The organism is Paenibacillus amylolyticus, from assembly GCF_001570725.1.
GTDB classification, from domain to species: domain Bacteria; phylum Bacillota; class Bacilli; order Paenibacillales; family Paenibacillaceae; genus Paenibacillus; species Paenibacillus amylolyticus_A.
Map to the genome: position 1 here is coordinate 270,186 of NZ_BCNV01000007.1, position 18,135 is coordinate 288,320.

Annotated in this window: 15 protein-coding genes, 1 rRNA gene and 1 riboswitch; of the genes, 8 read left to right on the forward strand and 8 right to left on the reverse strand. The window is 48.4% G+C overall.

Annotated features, from left to right (window positions below; genetic code table 11):
• Positions 1-5: 5 nt before the first annotated feature.
• Positions 6-878, reverse strand: a complete 873-nt coding sequence (locus PAHA3_RS25910; RefSeq protein ID WP_235599567.1) for a carbohydrate ABC transporter permease — start codon at positions 876-878, stop codon at positions 6-8.
• Between the two features lie 139 nt (positions 879-1,017).
• Complete coding sequence (locus PAHA3_RS25915) at positions 1,018-2,337, reverse strand: ABC transporter substrate-binding protein (RefSeq protein WP_062837541.1); 1,320 nt, start codon at positions 2,335-2,337, stop codon at positions 1,018-1,020.
• Between the two features lie 118 nt (positions 2,338-2,455).
• On the opposite strand from PAHA3_RS25915, the gene PAHA3_RS25920 reads away from it, so the two are divergent.
• The gene (locus PAHA3_RS25920; protein WP_235599568.1) at positions 2,456-3,403 is read left to right on the forward strand and encodes an AraC family transcriptional regulator; all 948 of its coding nucleotides are present in this window, start codon (positions 2,456-2,458) and stop codon (positions 3,401-3,403) included.
• A 184-nt stretch (positions 3,404-3,587) separates the two neighbouring features.
• On the opposite strand, the gene PAHA3_RS25925 is transcribed toward PAHA3_RS25920, so the two are convergent.
• Together PAHA3_RS25925 and PAHA3_RS25930 are read right to left on the reverse strand one after the other, a co-directional pair.
• On the reverse strand, positions 3,588-7,559 hold the full coding sequence (locus tag PAHA3_RS25925; protein ID WP_082763008.1) for a DUF5695 domain-containing protein: 3,972 nt from the start codon (positions 7,557-7,559) through the stop codon (positions 3,588-3,590).
• A gap of 87 nt (positions 7,560-7,646) precedes the next feature.
• Positions 7,647-7,862, reverse strand: a complete 216-nt coding sequence (locus tag PAHA3_RS25930) for a hypothetical protein (RefSeq protein ID WP_371327965.1) — start codon at positions 7,860-7,862, stop codon at positions 7,647-7,649.
• Positions 7,863-8,215: 353 nt separating this feature from the next.
• Positions 8,216-8,318: riboswitch (TPP riboswitch) on the forward strand.
• A gap of 157 nt (positions 8,319-8,475) precedes the next feature.
• Here PAHA3_RS25930 and PAHA3_RS25935 point away from each other — a divergent pair.
• The 7 genes from PAHA3_RS25935 (at position 8,476) to PAHA3_RS25965 (ending at position 15,177) form a co-directional block, all read left to right on the forward strand.
• Positions 8,476-9,243 (forward strand): ABC transporter ATP-binding protein, encoded by a 768-nt coding sequence (locus PAHA3_RS25935; protein WP_062837543.1) that lies wholly within the window; start codon positions 8,476-8,478, stop codon positions 9,241-9,243.
• Positions 9,230-10,060 (forward strand): ABC transporter permease, encoded by an 831-nt coding sequence (locus tag PAHA3_RS25940; protein WP_062837544.1) that lies wholly within the window; start codon positions 9,230-9,232, stop codon positions 10,058-10,060. Before PAHA3_RS25935 ends, PAHA3_RS25940 begins: the two co-directional genes overlap by 14 nt.
• A gap of 168 nt (positions 10,061-10,228) precedes the next feature.
• Positions 10,229-11,302: an ABC transporter substrate-binding protein gene (locus PAHA3_RS25945; RefSeq protein ID WP_062837545.1), complete on the forward strand. Its 1,074-nt coding sequence runs from the start codon at positions 10,229-10,231 to the stop codon at positions 11,300-11,302.
• 534 nt (positions 11,303-11,836) lie between these two features.
• Positions 11,837-12,649 carry a hydroxyethylthiazole kinase gene (gene thiM, locus PAHA3_RS25950; protein WP_062837546.1) on the forward strand — a complete coding sequence of 271 codons (813 nt, stop codon included), beginning with the start codon at positions 11,837-11,839 and terminating at the stop codon, positions 12,647-12,649.
• The gene (gene thiD / locus PAHA3_RS25955; RefSeq protein ID WP_062837547.1) at positions 12,646-13,458 is read left to right on the forward strand and encodes a bifunctional hydroxymethylpyrimidine kinase/phosphomethylpyrimidine kinase; all 813 of its coding nucleotides are present in this window, start codon (positions 12,646-12,648) and stop codon (positions 13,456-13,458) included. The genes thiM and thiD overlap by 4 nt, the downstream gene beginning before the upstream one ends.
• Positions 13,458-14,123 carry a thiamine phosphate synthase gene (thiE, locus tag PAHA3_RS25960; RefSeq protein ID WP_062837548.1) on the forward strand — a complete coding sequence of 222 codons (666 nt, stop codon included), beginning with the start codon at positions 13,458-13,460 and terminating at the stop codon, positions 14,121-14,123. Before thiD ends, thiE begins: the two co-directional genes overlap by 1 nt.
• A gap of 310 nt (positions 14,124-14,433) precedes the next feature.
• Positions 14,434-15,177 carry a MerR family transcriptional regulator gene (locus PAHA3_RS25965; protein ID WP_062837549.1) on the forward strand — a complete coding sequence of 248 codons (744 nt, stop codon included), beginning with the start codon at positions 14,434-14,436 and terminating at the stop codon, positions 15,175-15,177.
• Positions 15,178-15,740: 563 nt separating this feature from the next.
• Here PAHA3_RS25965 and PAHA3_RS25970 read toward each other — a convergent pair.
• From PAHA3_RS25970 to rrf, 4 genes are all read right to left on the reverse strand, one after another.
• Positions 15,741-16,223: a hypothetical protein gene (locus PAHA3_RS25970; RefSeq protein ID WP_062837550.1), complete on the reverse strand. Its 483-nt coding sequence runs from the start codon at positions 16,221-16,223 to the stop codon at positions 15,741-15,743.
• Positions 16,224-16,503: 280 nt separating this feature from the next.
• Complete coding sequence (locus tag PAHA3_RS25975; RefSeq protein WP_062837551.1) at positions 16,504-17,160, reverse strand: deoxynucleoside kinase; 657 nt, start codon at positions 17,158-17,160, stop codon at positions 16,504-16,506.
• On the reverse strand, positions 17,157-17,780 hold the full coding sequence (locus PAHA3_RS25980; RefSeq protein ID WP_062837552.1) for a deoxynucleoside kinase: 624 nt from the start codon (positions 17,778-17,780) through the stop codon (positions 17,157-17,159). The genes PAHA3_RS25975 and PAHA3_RS25980 overlap by 4 nt, the downstream gene beginning before the upstream one ends.
• Positions 17,781-17,964: 184 nt before the next feature.
• Positions 17,965-18,081: ribosomal RNA gene (gene rrf, locus PAHA3_RS25985) — 5S ribosomal RNA — on the reverse strand.
• Between the last annotated feature and the right edge of the window lie 54 nt (positions 18,082-18,135).

Sequence of the window (18,135 nt, forward strand, 5' to 3'; positions counted from 1 at the left end):
AAGTCCTAATCCTCCTTCCTGAACATGCCGAGTACGGTCAGCTGAAGCATGCTGATCACGAGTGTAATCACCAACAGCGTAATGCCAATTGCTGCACCGAATCCCAGATTGAAATACTGGAAACCTTGTTGGTAGATGTACCCCACCATCGTTAACCCGATATTTTGTGGAGACGGTTTGCCTGCCCAGAGCATATAACTCTCCGTGAACATGGCATATCCGCCATACAAAGTAATCGTCACCACATAGATCGTGATCGGTTTGAGCATCGGCACGGTAATCTTGGTGAATTTGTTCAGCACACCCGCTCCATCCATATCTGCCGCTTCATACAGATCCTTGGGGATGCTCTGCAATGCCGATAGAAAATACAGCATGTTAATCCCGATCCAGCGCCAACCTGCCAGGACAACCAGTGCGACCATCGCAAGGGACGAACTATACAACCATTGCTGACTCGGAATACCCAGCAGGTTCAGGATGGAATTCATCAACGCACCATCCAACTCGCCGAAGATAAGCCGGAACACAAACCCCGCTACAACAACGGAGGTTAGTGCCGGAATAAACAAAGCAGAGCGGAACACATTACGAGCCATCATGCGACTTGAATTGAGCAATACAGCAAGCACGAGTGGGATAGGAACCAGCAAGAGCAGCGTCCAGAACGTGTAACGTGTGCTATTCCACAGTGCTGCCCGAAAATCGGCATTCCACAGCTTGCCGTAATGCTCAAGCCCCACAAACTGTACGTCTCCGGGGAGCACCTGCTGGAAACTCATAACCCCGGCTCGAAATAACGGGTAGGCAAAGAAGATGAGAAAAGACAAAATGAACGGTAATACAAACCAATACGGTGCCCATGTTCTGGCACTCATCCGTACTCTCCGCCGTCTGGTGGCGCGTACAGAAACCATTGTTTCCTTTTGCAGCTGCACTTTGGATCAACCTCCAACCTGGAATGAACCGTATAATCTGTATGAAAGAAAGATAATTGATGTTTAAGCCTTTCCTATCTCAACGGGTTAATTCAGCCTGCAAATCATTTAATACCTGTTCAGGATCTTTCAGATTAATGAAGATATCTGGCATGGCTTTGTTACGGACCGCATCGAACACTTCAGGTGACTTCTCCCGAATGTTTACCGGAGCAATCTCGTCTTTCACACTCAGCAGTGTATCGAAGATATCGTCCCCGAAATAATCCGTGTATTTGTTCGATTCCTTCATCGCTGAATCGGTCCATACGTCGGTACGAATCGGGTCAAAACCAAGCTGTTTCCAGATCTGAAGATTACCTTCCTTGGACAGTTTCGCATAAGCAAGGAACTGCTCGGCAAGTTCCACAGCACCGGACTGATTCGTAATGGACGTTGCCGTTCCACCCATACCTGCTGAACGGTTGCCGCCCTCTTCCCATGCCGGCATTGGACGAATGATCATTTTCCCTTTCAGATCCGGAATATGGTCCGTGAACCGATTCATGAACCAGAATGGCATAAATACCGCCGCCGAACTGCCTTGGTCCATATAACCGAAGTATTCTTCCGTATCATGACCCGCCCCAGGAGCGACAGCTGCTACCCCTTCCTTGACCATCTGCTGGAAAAATTTCATCGTCTGCACATTCACAGGCGCGTTCACCGTCACATTACCGTCTGCATCCACCTGATCCGATTTCTGTTGACTGATGGCTGGCCACCAGGACCAGTTGCCGTTACCTTCAAATGTAATCATCGGTTTGCCTGTCTTCGCTAGCACCTGCTTCCCTGCCTGCTCAAAATCACTCCAGGTCTTGATGTCATCCGCATTCACACCGGCCTGATCCAAAATCTCCTGGTTGTAATACATGACAGTTGCACCAACATGATAATCAATACCGTAATACTTGCCTTCCTTGCTGTAGATCTCAACACGGGATTGTACAATGTTATTCAGCTCTGGCTTGATCATGTCTGTCAGATCCACCAGTTGCGGAACGCCTTTCATGAAGTTGGGGAATTTGCTCTGCTCGATATCTACTAGATCCGGTGCACCTACACCCGACTGTAATGCAAGCAGCAGCTTGGTATGCATATCGTCGTATGGAATCGTGGTCGCTTCCAATTCAATCTGTTGATCTGGATGCTCCTGATTCCACTGCTCTGCCATACTCTCATAGAACTTCTGATGCGCATCTACAAAAGTCCAGAAAATGAGTTTGGTGGCTCCCCCTTGTACGGTTCCTCCGTTTCCTCCAGATGACCCGTTGGATGCTTCCTTTGTCGTACTGCATCCACTCAAGACCGTCATCACCGCAAGAATACATACCCCTAACCAAACCAGCATTTTCTTCATGTAAAATCCCCTTCCCAAGGTTGTGATATGAATCGAATGAAAGATAAAACCAATTTCGTAAGCGCTTTATTTTCTATGTTACTTGCTGTATCATGAAAAATAAATGCTCGATGCCAACATGAATTTTAAATATTCCAACCTGTTCGGAGGTGCCGGATTGGACTCACCCATACTTCACTTCATCACCCCGCCCATTCCCTATTTTATCGATTGTGGACGTGCGTATTACGAAGCTGGTGAATATCATATCAGCCGCAGTGACATCGGTGTATTTGATCTCATTGTCGTTACCCGTGGTGCTCTAGCCGTCAACGAGAATGGAACGGAATGGCGACTTCAGGAAGGAGACGCCTTGATTCTGATGCCGGATGGCCACCATTACGGCAGTGCTGCATGTGAAACGGAGACAGAACTGCTCTGGATTCATTTTCAAACCTATGGTAGCTGGAAAGAATCCTCCGATATGGATGAGTGTCTGGCGAATCAGGCCCAGCTCATTGAAACACACAAGAAAAGCGCATATCTGAATCACTGCGATGTATGCTCCATCTTCATTCCGAAACATATGCGAATTTCATCCAAGGAAATGGAGATGCTGGAACACTTTTCACAGCTTGATCAGGAGCCACAATCCATGCGAAACTGGAAACGACAGGCGAGCTTTCAGCATTTCATGCAGCATCTGGATCGTGGACTATCCTCCCTGTCCGATGTAGCGGCCATTCGCATCGCTGAGAAGATTGAATTATATATCCGCCATAACTACTCACTTCCGATCTCCAATCCTTTGCTGCAAAAGGAACTGAACTATCACCCAAACTATCTGGCCCGAAGTATGTTGAAGGTCTACGGCATGACACCGATGGAGTATCTGCTACACTACAGACTAGAACAGGCCAAAAAGCTGCTGCTGCAAACCGCCTGGTCCGTCGCTCGCATTGCAGAGGAGATCGGCTTCAATCATGTATCCTATTTTTCTTCCTGCTTCTCCAAAAAAGAAGGCATCTCACCCTCCAACTTCCGTAACAAATTTACCGGTACCGAATACAAACCCAAGTCGCTATAAGCCTGTCCAAATTGTATAGCAAAAAGCGCCCGGTAGGTCGAGACTACGTTGCTCTGCAACGCATATCTTCGGACAAACCGGACGCTTCTTCATGTGTAATCCGCAATAATGCATGATATTATCAGATGTTGAATATGGGATGCTACCTAGTACCTGTTACGTTACGGTTAACGGCTACATCCATCTAAATTCCACCCTCCACTGGCTCCTCTCTCGTTGCAGCAATGATCGTCACGTTCGCTTGCGCCTTCAGTTCCGTACCCTCCACGGCTCCTTCAACCATGAACGTGCCCACCGCTGCTACTTGCTCAGCCGTTATCTCATTCCAGACCACTGCAACGTCATTTGTTGTACCATCGCTGTACGTCACAGTTACAACGGCAGGTAACGTTGGTATTTCAGCCACCACAGCCGTCACATCCACACTTTCCACTTCACTAACGCCCAGCTGAGGTGTGTTCTCTTCACTCAGATCCGGCAGGATAACAGCTTCATTCTCCCCATTTAAGGCCAGCGAAGTGCTAGATGCAAGGGTTGCCACTTCAGCTGCACTCAGCGCACGGCTATAGATGCGGAAGTCATCGATGAGTCCGTTAAAATACGGATCAGGGTATTGTGATTTGCCAATATAGTTATTCTTGGTCTGACCCAGACTGGACGGTTTCAACGTCATATTATTATTCCGCCCGACTTCTACACCATCCACGTAGATGATTCCCGTGTTGCCTGTCAGTGTAACGGTCACATGTTTCCACACGCCCACTGGGAGACCGGGCACATTAATCGTTTGCTCCTGGCCTGCGGCATTACCTCCAGTGGTGATGGCAAATCTCATATTACTCCCCACCTTCGGTGTCAGGAACACATAGGTTCCCGTCCCTGAACCAAAATCGAAAATGCGGGTAAAATCACTGAGAGCATTCGCCTTCACCCAGGTTGCGATCGTAATAGAATCCGCCCTGCTGACAATGCCCTCAGGCAATTGCACATAACCATCCGTACCGGATAGACTAATTGCCCGGTTCTTTTTGCCTGTTACCCAGGAAGTTGTACCTTTGGCAGTCGCATGGTTGCCACTACCCGAAGAATCCGCAGCAGCCGTGCCTGTGTTCTCATCAAAATTGTACTGTGCCATCTTCTCTGGAAGTGGCGGTGCGGCATTCACGGTCACTTGCACGGTGTCATTTGCCGATAATATCGAATCATTAGCCGTTAAACGGAATGTATACACACCAGCAGCCGAAACCGTTGCCTGCGTATACGCTGAATTTGGCGATGCAAAAGAGACCTGTGCTCCTGCCGGTCCATTCACCAAACTCCATGCCAACGTTAACTGACCACTCGGAAGTCCATCATCAGTAACCGTCCCCTGAAGACGGATCTTGTCAGGCAACGTGATGGAAGAATCCGTTCCTGCATCAACCGTTGGAGCCGCGTTGGCATCCGGCGTCGTAGGCGTAAGCTCCACGCTGTAAGACGCTGCTGTACCTGCATCTACCTTCAACGTGTTCACCGGTTGATAGGCATTGAATTTGCCTTTCACCTGACCGTCCACCTTGATCAGATATGTGCCTGTTTTCAGACCCTGGAACGTAATGGATGTCTGGTGTGGCTGGCCTGGTGTCAGATTCTTCATATCCAGCCAGACATAATCCTTCGCTACAGCCAGTTTGGCCCCAGTATACTGGTCTTTGTTCAGTTCAATGTACAGCTTTTCAGTAATCAGATTAAGTCGCTTGAACAATCCATCCAGTGGCGTAATGTTATATTCTCCATTCGTCGGTGTGACATCTGCACCGTACCCTGTCAGTCCAAAGATCGGGTCCACTGCAATATCTGCACTCAATGTCTGCAATGCACCGAACAGGCCCAGGTCTGCTTCACCTGTCATCCCGCGCCAGCCATTCAATAACGGTACATTGGCTCCACCGCCAGTTCCATTCGTACCATAGTTACCTTTCTCGGCCTGATACGTCCAGGAAGCTGCACCAAAATTGTCTGGGTCAGCACTAATCTGTCCCGAGTTAATGGCCCCTACATTAGCAATCTTCGCGGCATAGGACAAGCGCTGTTGTTCTTCCCGTTTGGTGCCTTCATGGAACCGAATCCAGTCATCCATGGCGTATCCGGCCAGTGAGGTTGTGTACTGGAAATTAAACCAATTCTCCCCGGTAATCGTCACCGGGTCCGTGTAGTAATACCACACCGGCATGTGTCCGCGGGAAGCACGAGTTTTGAGGTTGATTTTGCCCATAATCTCCAATGCTCTACTCTGCTCTGTTACTTGATCCGAATGCAGCTTCGCCAGCGTGTATACGGCTTCTTCTCCTGTGTTGTCATAGCTATACTCCGAACCATAAGGATACGTCGTATTCTTGAAATTCCCGTATTTCGTTCTCATTTTCGTGATAATTTCGTTGGCCTCCGTGTCATATCCTTCTTTTTTCAAAGCCTGAATGATATCCGGAGTCGTCAATTCTCCCATCAGCCCGGTGTTCCAGTTGTAGGCGACAGGCCCTTCGTAGAGGGCTTTGAAAATGTTATAAGCGCGCAGCAGATAAGTTTCCTTGTCATGCTTGTAAGTAACAAGGTCAGGGTATAAATCCGCAATTTTATACATGCTGAAGTATGTGTTATACACATGTGGATAAGCATATCCACGGTAGGTAGGTGTTGTATTCGGCTCGGGCATCAGAAAATCGTGAATCAGATAATCTTCATGATGTCCATTCATCAGATTGGTCCAGATCGCTGTTTCCAGATAATCATCCACGGCCCGAATTTCCCGGGCAACGGGTGTTAGCGTATTCTTTTCTGCCAAAAACTGTCCATGCGTCAGTCCCCAGTCATCTCCCCAACCCCAGTAGCCGTTGAACACATTGCGCTTGGACTTGGTATTCATCATCCAGTCATCAAACACTTTGTCCCGGATATCTCCCGGCAGGTTCCACTGGGTTTTATCCACCATAAAGGTCGAATGATCCTGCAACGCTTTGTCGACGGGATCAATGGCGTAGAATTGCAGTACCGTTTTTTTGCCACCATCATATTCCACAGTCACGTTATTGGGTCCCAGCTGGCTGAACTGCAATTCATAGATTTTATGATCGCCAGGCTTGCTTTCCTTTAACGGTACAACCGTCCCATTGGCATATTGCACTTTGGTAATGGTCTTGGACGTACGCAGATCCACCTTTGCTTTCTGGTTGGTCGGCACGATCATGCCTGGAACTACGGTGACATCAATAAGTCCCGCGTTATAAAGTGTATTCTTCGCTGCATGTTCGTCCGCAACAGCCAGGAACTTGAATCCGTACGTCTTCGACTGGCCTGCTTCCAGAACCAGGCTCGTATTTGGCAGATATCCCCGGTTGGTGGATTTGATCACGTTGGAATGAATATAGAAGACGTTCAGCCCTTCAATCCATTTGCCTTCATTTGCCGGATTCCAGGCCCACTTGCTACCCGGATGTTCCTCATTACGCCACCGATCCTGGTACTCGAATCCTGCCCCCGTCGTTGCATCCGGAATCAGCATCAGATAAGAACCAATGCCGCTTGGACGGCTGGCCGTAATATAGGAGCTGTTATTACCAACAAACGAGTGCGTAACAACCCGTGTCTCATAGATTGCATCGCCGTAGGTCCACTGTTCATTGAATGGCAAGGGCAGACCGAAATCACCAATCTCCAGCTTCTGGCCGCTCGTATTCTGCACTTCAATCTTCCACAGAATGGATCCATCCGTCTGGGTGGTATAGGTCTCGATCACTTTGAAATTGCGAATCCCCTGGGCATTCGATGCATTGGCATACGTCACCGTCACCTGATTACCGGAGTTCGTGATCGTCCGACCATCTGCCGACAGATTGGTCCAGGCTTTGGTCCACGCCCCACCATTCAATCGATACGTGAACATCAGTTCACCAAGCCACTGGTGGTCTGCTGTATTTTGTTCTGGTGCAACGGTTGCATTCATAACGTATTCCGTCGGAAAAGCATCGCCCTTGATCTTAATGGAAGAGATTTCACCATGACTTCCCGTCTGGAGAATGAGCTTGTCAGTGGACAACTCGTGGGCATACGTTTGATCCGTAGCAAATACAAGCGCAGCCGCCAGGGATAACACTGCGGTCAACATCATTTTAAACCTCATGAACTTGGCCTCCTCATATGGACTCATCGTTAACGTTAATAGGCTGTTACACGACTTATAGCCGTTCTTCATTTTGCCCTTTTAACTTCAGCCGCGCGAATCACCTCCTCTCCATCTTGTTGCTGTCCCTCCCCCACCACTGTTCACCTCAAAATCCGCTAATGCGGGTAACTGAATACGATATAATCCTGCACCGTTATCCGTTTCTTCAAGGCAATACATGAAAGGTCCGCGCTGAATGGCAACTTTACCAAACGTATCTCTGATGTGATCATGTCCAAGCAGGTATGACGCTGCTTCGATCCACTTGGCTACATCACTGTCCTGAAATACCATGCCATAGTGCTCTCCCTCTTCTTGACCCGCAGCAATGCGAAAATTACGGATGGCCCGGCTGGGTTCAGCCCCCTCGATGCGATCATTCAGCGCCTCCCATTATTTTATTTCTCATTGGAACCTCTCCTTGTTCTATTCAACATCCTCATTTTACAAATCATTACAGGTCGATGAAATCATCATTTCCAACTGAAATTTGTATGATTACAACCTCACTCCCAGGATGTGACTCCACACTCATCTCAATAAATCCATCATGCTGCCTCTTTACAGTTCATGTTCAAGTGATATATGCTGAACACACAACTGCATATCTTGAACTTTTGCACTAGGGGAGCCCTGCGGCTGAGACGAATAGAACTATTCGGACCCTTTGAACCTGATCTGGATCATACCAGCGGAGGGAAGTGGAGCGGCCTTTTAGTAAGCGGAATTTTTCATGTATGTGAAGATAAATTGCGGATTCAACTTATAGACCCACTCATTTCTCCGGAAATGGGTGGGTCTTTTTTGTTTCTTTTGCAGAGTACAGCATGCCGTTGTTATTGCAGCAGTCTGGCATCAAGGGGGTGAGAATCAGATGACCAACCATGTAACCATTAAGAACGTTAGCTTCGCTTTTCCCGAAAAAAAGGATTCCCCCGTGCTCGCCAATGTGTCGCTTCAGGTTCAACAAGGAGAATTTGTCTCGCTCATCGGCTCCAGCGGATCAGGTAAAAGCACACTCTTCAAGCTGCTCGCAGGCTTGTATGAGCCAACCGTCGGCACCATCGATATTGCTGATGTACCGCAAGGACAACGGCTCGGACGAGTCGCCTATATGCCGCAGAAAGATCTGCTGTTATCCTGGCGTACCGTCATGGAGAACTGCATGCTGCCTGCCGAGCTTGCACCAGGCCGTCAGGACAAGGACAAACTACGAGCCGATATCATCGCAGGATTGGCAAAGTTCGGCTTGTCCGGTTATGAGCAGGCCTATCCGGATGAGTTATCCGGCGGCATGCGGCAGCGGGTGGCACTGCTGCGTACCTTGCTTACAGGCGGGCAGCTCATGTTGCTGGATGAACCCTTCGGTGCACTCGACGCTTTAACCAAACGAGAAATGCATCGCTGGTTGTTGGAGCTGTGGGAGGACTTTGGACAAACCGTGCTGTTCATTACACATGACATTGAAGAAGCCCTGCTGTTAAGTGATCGTATCATTCTATTAACTCCAGAGGGGCAAGGTCAGCAGTTGAGGGAAACGATGGTTCCTTTGCCACGCCCAAGGTATTCGGACATGATCTACGAACCGGCTCTTGTGCAGATGAGACGACAACTGGAGGAACAATTGCATGCAAAACGATAGAGGTAAGGTTAGTGTCCGGACGTGGTGCTCGAAGTGGATGTCGAAGTGGTTTTCCCAATATGGTTTGTTTATTCTGCTCATGCTCTCTTTACTGGCGATCTGGGAATTAATTGTGCGTATGGGATGGGTGCCCTCCTTCATCATTCCTGCACCAACGGCCATCGTAAGCTCACTAATTGAGCATCGTCGTCTGCTGCTGACCATACATCTGCCTGCTACCTTTATGGAGGTTCTTGTTGGTTTTGGCTTGTCCATAATGACCGGTATTATGCTAGCGACAGGCATGCATATGAACCGATCGATTGAAAAGGCCTTGTATCCCTTCATTGTGATCAGTCAGACGATCCCGCTGATTGCTCTGTCCCCGGTATTTATCCTGTGGTTTGGTTATACCCTGTGGAGCAAAGTCGCCGTGGTGTTCCTGATCGCGTTCTTCCCCATTGTGGTCAGTACCTACGACGGACTCCGCCAAGGCGATCCGGAGCAGCGTGAACTGCTACTCACCATGGGCGCCAGCAAGTGGGATATTTTTCGCAAACTCCAGGTTCCACTGGCACTTCCTTCTTTTTTCTCCGGGCTAAAGATGTCTGTGGTGTACTGCGTGGTTGGTGCAACGATCGGCGAATGGCTTGGTGGCAGCAAAGGGCTCGGATACTTCAGCCGCCGCATGTCCAGCAACATGAACACGGATGCGATGTTTGCCGCTATTGTACTGTTATCCCTGCTGGGAATCGTTTTGTTTGTACTGATTGCCTGGCTGGAGAAACGGTTTAGCATACTGCGTCATGGTCATGGGGACAAAAGAAAAGTTGGATAATACTTAGACAGAAATTAGATGTAAATACAGGAGTTACGATCTTCAAAACAAAACATACCTTATGCACCATTTCAGCAGCAAACTTCAATCAGTACATTGTCACATTGTCCGTTAACATGCTGCTGTTCATTTTTACAAAACCAATCGATGAAATGAGGACCTTCATTTATGAATAACAAAGGTATCTACTCCCTGCTTCCCATCATGCTCATTAGCCTTTTCCTGATCGTTAGCGGATGCAGCACCACGAATACTAGCCAAAATACGCCAACAACAGATTCTGCAACCAACGAACAACAATCTGACAAGTCTGCAACCGAACCAGCATCAGACGCCAAAGATAAACTGTCTATCATGCTCGACTGGTACCCGAATGCAGTACACTCCTTCATCTATGTTGCTCAGGAAAAAGGATACTTTGCAGACCAAGGTCTGGATGTCGAAATTCAGATGCCTGCGGATACCAATGATTCACTCAAACTTGTTGCTGCCGGCAAAATTGATCTGGCTCTAAGCTACCAGCCCCAAATTTTGCTCGCTCGTGGTGAGAACATTCCTGTACGTTCCATTGCTGCTGTTGTTCGCCACCCTCTAGTGCATCTGTTGACCGAAGCGAATGGCAACGTAAATTCACCCAAAGATCTTGAAGGAACAACTGTCGGTTATTCTTCGATTCCGCTGTATGAGGCGATGGTACGCACGATGATCAGCAATAATGGCGGCAATCCCGACAACGTAAATCTGGTCGACGTTGGGTTCGATCTGATTCCTTCGCTGGCTTCCGGACAAGCGGATGCGATTATGGGTGGTTTTATTAACCATGAACAATTGATTTTGGAGAAAGAAGGACATGCCATGAAATCAATTAACCCCGTTGATTATGGTGTGCCCGATTATTATGAATTGGTCCTGACCGCAAGTGAAGCTGGCATTGAAGCAAAAAAAGATCAGCTTACCCGTTTCGTCAAAGCGATCCAGGAAGGACAGAAATATGTAACGGAGCATTCAGAAGAAGCCTTGAATATTCTGCTCGCTCATGAGAATGAAACGTCTCCGCTTGACCCGGAGATCGAAACCAAAAGCCTGGCGATGCTACTGCCACTCATGAATGAAGAAGGTCAACCGTTTGGTCGGCAGGAAATGGCGTCGTGGGAGAATGTACGTGCATGGCTCGTAGCAACTGAATTGATTCCTGCATCGGTGAAAGCCGAGGATGCTTTTATTAATCTGCAAGGAGAGTAAGTAAAGGAGATCAACTTGAATAAAGGAAAAGTGACTGAACACAAACAGATTGAAAGAAATGGGATTAGCCTGAAGCAAGCATAGGAGGATCAGAATTTATAACAATCCTAAGTGGCTTGATGTGCATTTGGGAAGATTGATATGCGTTTGGATGGCTTGTTGATATGTATTTGGTAATGTACATTAGCGCTTATCTTCAAGCCTACTGGGAGCTGAAACGCTCCTTAACTTGATCGAAACAGAGCATCTACGACCGCTAACGAATCTGAGGCGTCCTATTCAGGGATTTGGAGCGGTTGCAGAAATCTAAAGAACCTGAAACATGTTGTATCAGAATAAATAGCTGTTTGCAGCGTTTTGGTCAGGAGATTCTGAGAATAACGTGTCTGATGTTCCTTACATTTCAAAAGGAGGACCTGACATTAGACTCTGCGCCCCTACTCAACAAGGAGACTCATATCCTATTATTCTGCTGAGTGACTCCAGATATCGGCCTTCCGCCGATGGGTTACTTCAAAACAAGGAGGAAATTATATGTCTTATTTGGAACGTGTTCGTACGCAAAATCCGCTGGTACACAACATCACCAACCTTGTCGTGGCTCCCTTCACAGCCAATGGCCTGCTTGCACTAGGTGCGTCCCCTTTTATGGCCTATGCTCATGAAGAGGTCGCTGATGTCGCCAAGATGTCAGGAGCTGTGGTACTCAACATTGGTACACTCGATGACAAAGTCGTTCAGGCGATTCGTCTAGCAGGTCAATCGGCTAATACACATCATGTACCTGTGGTGCTTGATCCCGTCGGCGCAGGGGCAACCACCTATCGCACGGAAACCGTGCAGATGCTCGTTCGTGAGCTTCGCCTCACGGTGCTGCGCGGCAATGTGGCGGAAGTCGCCAATGTCATCGGTGAGAGCTGGAGTATCAAAGGTGTAGACGCAGGATCAGGTGAAGGTGACCGGATTGGAATTGCTGAGCGGGCAGCACAACAACTTGGCTGTGTCGTGGTCATTACCGGAAAAGAAGATATCATTACTGATGGACAATCCACATTCCTCACAAGTAATGGACATACCCTACTCACTCAGGTCACGGGTGCAGGTTGTCTGCTCAGTTCGGTGATTGGCGCTTTTACAGCCATAGCGGAATCAGAAGCCGATCTTCTAGGCAGTGTTGTTGAAGCGCTCGCGTTTTATGGTGTAGCAGCTGAACTGGCGGCAGAGCGAACGGCTCATCAGGGACCGGGTAGCTTCCAGATTGAGTTGTTGAATCAACTAACACAAGTGACACCCGACCTCTTGGCGGAGCACGCACAGATCCGTCAGATCCGTGGAGGTGCAGTATGAGCATTGCTCAAGCGCTAACCATTGCAGGCTCCGATAACGGGGGCGGCGCAGGAATTCAGGCCGATCTGAAAACATTCCAAGAGCTTGGTGTATACGGCATGACCGTTATCACCGCTATTGCTGCCCAAAATACAACAGGTGTGCAGGGCGTTTTTCCCATCCCTTACGATGGCATTGCCCAGCAATTGGACTCGACCGGGGAGGACTTTCAACCAACCGCAACGAAGACCGGCATGTTATATAGTGCCGAGATTATTAGGCTAGTTGCTGAGAAATGGCAACAATATCGTTGGTCTAATCTGGTCATCGACCCCGTGATGGTCGCCAAAGGCGGCGCCCCCCTGCTCCAGCATGAAGCGGTACAGGCGCTGGTTACGGAGCTGTTGCCCCATGCCCTGATCACAACACCTAATATTCCTGAAGCGGAACTGCTTACCGGGATGGCCATTACGAATCTGAGTCAGCGAGAAGAAGCCGCAAGACGGATTGTACAGATGGGCTCGACGTATGCTTTGGTCAAAGGTGGTCATGATGAAGGAAGTGGCATGATCGTGGATGTGCTCTACGATGGGCAGTCTTTTCATTATCTGGAGAATGTTCGTGTAGTAACACGTCATACGCACGGAACAGGATGCACATACTCTGCTGCGATCACCGCAGAGTTAGCCAAAGGTTCACCTGTTCTGGCTGCCGTTACGACCGCGCGAGCATTCATTCAGGCAGCCATCGAAGATGAGCTGGGGATTGGGGCCGGACATGGGCCAACGAATCATTTTGCGTATCAGCGCAGACAGCGGGGTGAGCAGTGATGCGCCCTTGGGATACAGAAGCGGTACGACGCGCGATGCAGGTGTATTTGGTGATGGGCAGCGTCAATACGGCGCAGGACCCTGTGGAAGTGCTGCGCCAGGCCATTGCTGGTGGCATCACGCTGTTCCAGTTCCGTGAAAAGGGAACTGGTGCCCTGGCTCACGAAGCTCGCATCACGCTTGCGATGCGGCTTCGCGAGGTGTGCAGCCAGCACGGGGTCCCGTTCATCGTGAACGATGATGTAGAGCTGGCTGTAGCGGTGGAGGCCGACGGCATGCATGTCGGCCAGGAAGATGCGGACGCGGCGCTTGTACGCGCCCGCATTGGAGATGGGCGGATGCTTGGCGTATCCGCCCACTCTGTGGATGAGGCGCGCCGTGCCGTGCAGGCGGGCGCCGACTATCTTGGCGTCGGGCCCATGTACCCGACGCGCTCCAAAGCGGATGCCCACGCTGTGCTGGGCCCCGCAGGGGTGGCGGAACTGCGCGCCGCAGGCATCGCAGTTCCGGTTGTGGGTATCGGCGGCATTACGCCCGATACCACGGCCGCCGTGATGGCGGCTGGAGCCGACGGCGTAGCCGTCATCTCCGCCATCGCGGGCGCGGCCGATGTGCGCGCAGCGGCTGCGCAGTTCGCTGCGGCAGTGCGCGGGATGCAGGCGTAGCCATGCTTCCCTGCACTGCCAGCTTCGTGGGCTGCACCGTATACATGGTGCAGCTCACCACAGCTAGCGCTCCTCTCCATAACAGAGGAGCCTCACAACACCCCCGCGGCGCGGTAGCAGCCCTATGTCTTCGACATAGAAGCACAGCCGCTCCCCTGCAGTGACTGTATATCATAATGATCCAGTCACATCTCTCACCAATCTATAATCAAGATGCAGCTTACATGCTCGCATCTTGTTTTTCATTTTCAACTGTTGACTCTCACGTAACGTGACACTGTACAATCGATGTTGTAAGGAGGTTTCTCACATGGCCATGAAGGTAAAAGAAGTTGCTGAACTCGCCTCGATCAGTGTGCGCACACTGCATCACTATGATGAGATCGGGCTATTAACCCCGGACGAAGTGACTTCAGCCGGGTATCGATTATATTCAGATGCCAACCTGGAACGGTTGCAGCAGATATTATTTTTCAAGGAACTCGACTTCTCTCTGAAGGAGATCAAAAACATTATAACCAACCCCTCCTTCAATCCAGAAGAAGCGCTAAACATGCATCGACTTATTCTATTGGAGAAGCGACAACGCTTGGACCAAATGATTGCGACCATCGATAGAACGGTTTTACACGTGAGAGGAGAAATTAAAATGACAGCCAAAGAACAATTCGAAGGATTTGATTTTAGCCAGAATCCATATGAACAGGAAGCACGAGAGCGCTGGGGAGACCAAGCCGTGGATCAGGCAAATCAGAAGCTGCACAGTAAATCAACCATGGAACAAAAGGCTCTATCCGATCAAATGAACGAAATTTACAAGCGTCTGGCCGCACTTCGTCACACAGAGCCAGCATCTGCCGAGGCACAGGCCGGTATTCAAGAATGGTACACCTTGCTGAACCGGATGGGGAACTATTCTCCTGAGGCCTTCAGAGGACTCGGTCAGATGTACGTGGACGATGAACGATTCACACGCAATATTGATCAGTTTGGTTATGGTTTGGCAGTATTTATGAGAGATGCTATGGCTGTATTTGCTGATCAAAACAAATAATATAGCCCCGTCTTCAACCACATACCGTATTATTCAACGCTCATTGCCGTCAGATGAGCACCGTAAAGAATAGTCTGAACTTAGACCTCTGTCCGTAGTGGTAAAAGTAATCTCTCGTTATCAGCTTTATTCGCTGTAAATGACATCAGGACATTTAAACCATACTCCTGTGGTGACCGTCCTTCTTGTAATTAACCTTATGAAGATGCTGAATATATACTAGGGTTACATTGTAAATAAATTGGATCGATCCGAGTCACTACGCCATTATAAGCGGATATCCCGCCTACTGCCCAGTATACACACAAAAAGGACGTCCGCCCTCTCAGGCGTCACGTCCCTTTTGTGTATGGAAGTAACTCAGCCGCAATGTGAACAAGCCTAACTGCTGCTCACTCTGAGTACTTTATAAATATCTTTTAAAGTAGATGCTCTTTACTACGTTTTTCTTCTGCTACCAGTCCTTCGATATAACCTTTTCACAAGTGCTTAGGATGATGAGCATTAAGTTTCTTCTATCAAACGTTCTTCATTTTGCTGCCAAGCGTCCACCGTCTATCCGATTAAGCTCTTGGTGCGTGATCCGATGAAGATGCATCTGTAGCTAGACTGGTTCTTGCCATCCGGCCTGGAATCTGCCATGCAGACACAATCGCAAGCACGATGAATAACAAATCAATCGGTTGACTGAAATAGTCCTGGAAGGTTTCCACAAAAGCACTGATCATCTCGCTATCAAACACAAGTTCCATCACGCTTACATCACCAAACAGTTCGGAAGTAAAGTATACCACCGTCAGATATTTCCCCAGCAAAATGCCGACGAGCGCAAACAGTACGGCAATGACTTTATGTACCGTCGCAATTCGTTTGTTCGAGAACAACACAACAGCGTAGCCTGTGAGTGCTCCAATCAAAATTGCAATTAATCCTACCTCATACTCGGTCATTGCAGCAATAGCTGCCCATACGATGCCTCCCAGAATGGCTGCAATTAAGCCACCAATGATCGGCATACCGATTTTAATTCCTTGTTTCTCTTCCACGTTGTCTTTCCCTCCTGAGTCATGCATATGCTTCTTTTCCAGAATTCACCTTTCCTATGAAACCACAAAAAGACCTAATATTCAACAATTTTCTACTTTTCGTGATGAGTATTCATTATGATAGAATAGATATATTAGGTACCTATCCCATATTCGCTCAGATAAACGATTATACATTTGTCCATAAGCATCTCTTACTCATCTTGGTACATAAAAAAACATCCCTTCCAGCAGCCTAATAGCCGTGAAAGGGATGTTTGCCGTTGCTTGCATCTTTTATTTATATTTGAGCTTCTTTGGAAGGCTGAATAACAGCTGCAATCTGTGCCAAAATAGCATCCACCGATGCCGGATCATGCACATCATACTCATCAATGTTCAGACGCAACACTGGGCAGGCCGTAAACTGATCAATCCATACCGAATAGCGCTCGTGCATGTGCTCCCAGTACGAACGATCCGTTTGAATTTCCATCTCGCGTCCGCGTTCCGTAATGCGGCTCAAAATCGACGGCAGACTGCCTTCCAGATAGATCAGTACATCCGGATGTGGGAAATACGGTGTCATCACCATTGCTTCAAACAAACTACTGTATGTCTCGAAATCTGTAGCAGACATGGTTCCTTGATCCGCATGCATCTGTGCAAAAATGCCCGTATCTTCATAGATGGAACGATCTTGTACGAATCCGCCACCCAGTTCAAAAATCTTCTTTTGTTCCTTGAAGCGCTCTGCCAGGAAATAAATCTGCAGATGGAAGCTCCAACGCTCGAAATCATGATAGAACTTCTCCAAATAAGGATTGTGATCCACTTGCTCCAGAGAGGTCTTGAAATTCAAACGCTGCGCAAGTGCAGCCGTTAACGTGGATTTGCCTACCCCAACCGTACCTGCTACCGTAATTAATGCATTCGCTGGAATGCCATAGTTATTCATATGATATACTCCTTTACCTGATTAACAATCTGCCTGAAGTGCTCAGGATGTTCTACAAAATCGAGTTGCTCCGCATTGACCTTAATGATTACTGGTGGATTCGAGCTATTCGCCAGATAGTCCATGCCTGTTTTGTAATCAACGATTAGTTGTTCCATATATGCCGGGTCCATGTCCTGCTCAAATGAGCGCCCTCGCTTATTAATGCGGTACATCAACGTATCGAGTTCAGCTTCAATATAGAGCACCAGATTGGGTTTCGGCAGATCATCTGTTAACAGATGATAGATTTGACGATATTTGTCCCGCTTCGTTCCCTTTAAGGTACGATCGGCAAAAATCATATTTTTATAGATATGATAGTCTGAAATGACTGGGGTATTCTGCTCCACATAATGTGCGCCCGTGTCTTCCAGTTGTTTAAACCGATTACACAGAAAAAACATTTCCAATTGGAAACTCCACTCGTCGATATCCTGATAAAAGGAAGCCAGAAATGGGTTCTCTTCTACGATTTCTTTAACCAACGGAAGGTTCAATTCATGGGAAAGCATCGTTGCTAACGTTGTTTTCCCCGCTCCGATCGGACCTTCCACGGCAATAAACGGGGCTGATTTCATCGTGTTCACTGTTCCTCCTCGTACTTATGCGTGTTTCCGTTTTCTATATAGACCTCACCTATTGTATCACAGCTTCAAGGATGGGAACGCCAGTATTTTATGTATAAAACAAGTCAAATCAGAACGAATGACATATATAAAATAAAAAAGACACACTCGATATCATCAAGTGTGCCTTTATATTGCTTGGCGGCGTCCTACTCTCCCAGGACCCTGCGGTCCAAGTACCATCGGCGCTAGAGGGCTTAACGGTCGTGTTCGGGATGGGTACGTGTGGAACCCCTCCGCCATCGCCACCAAACGCGGTGCTTACATTTCAGAGATCGTTCTCTGAAAACTAGATTCGAAACGAAAC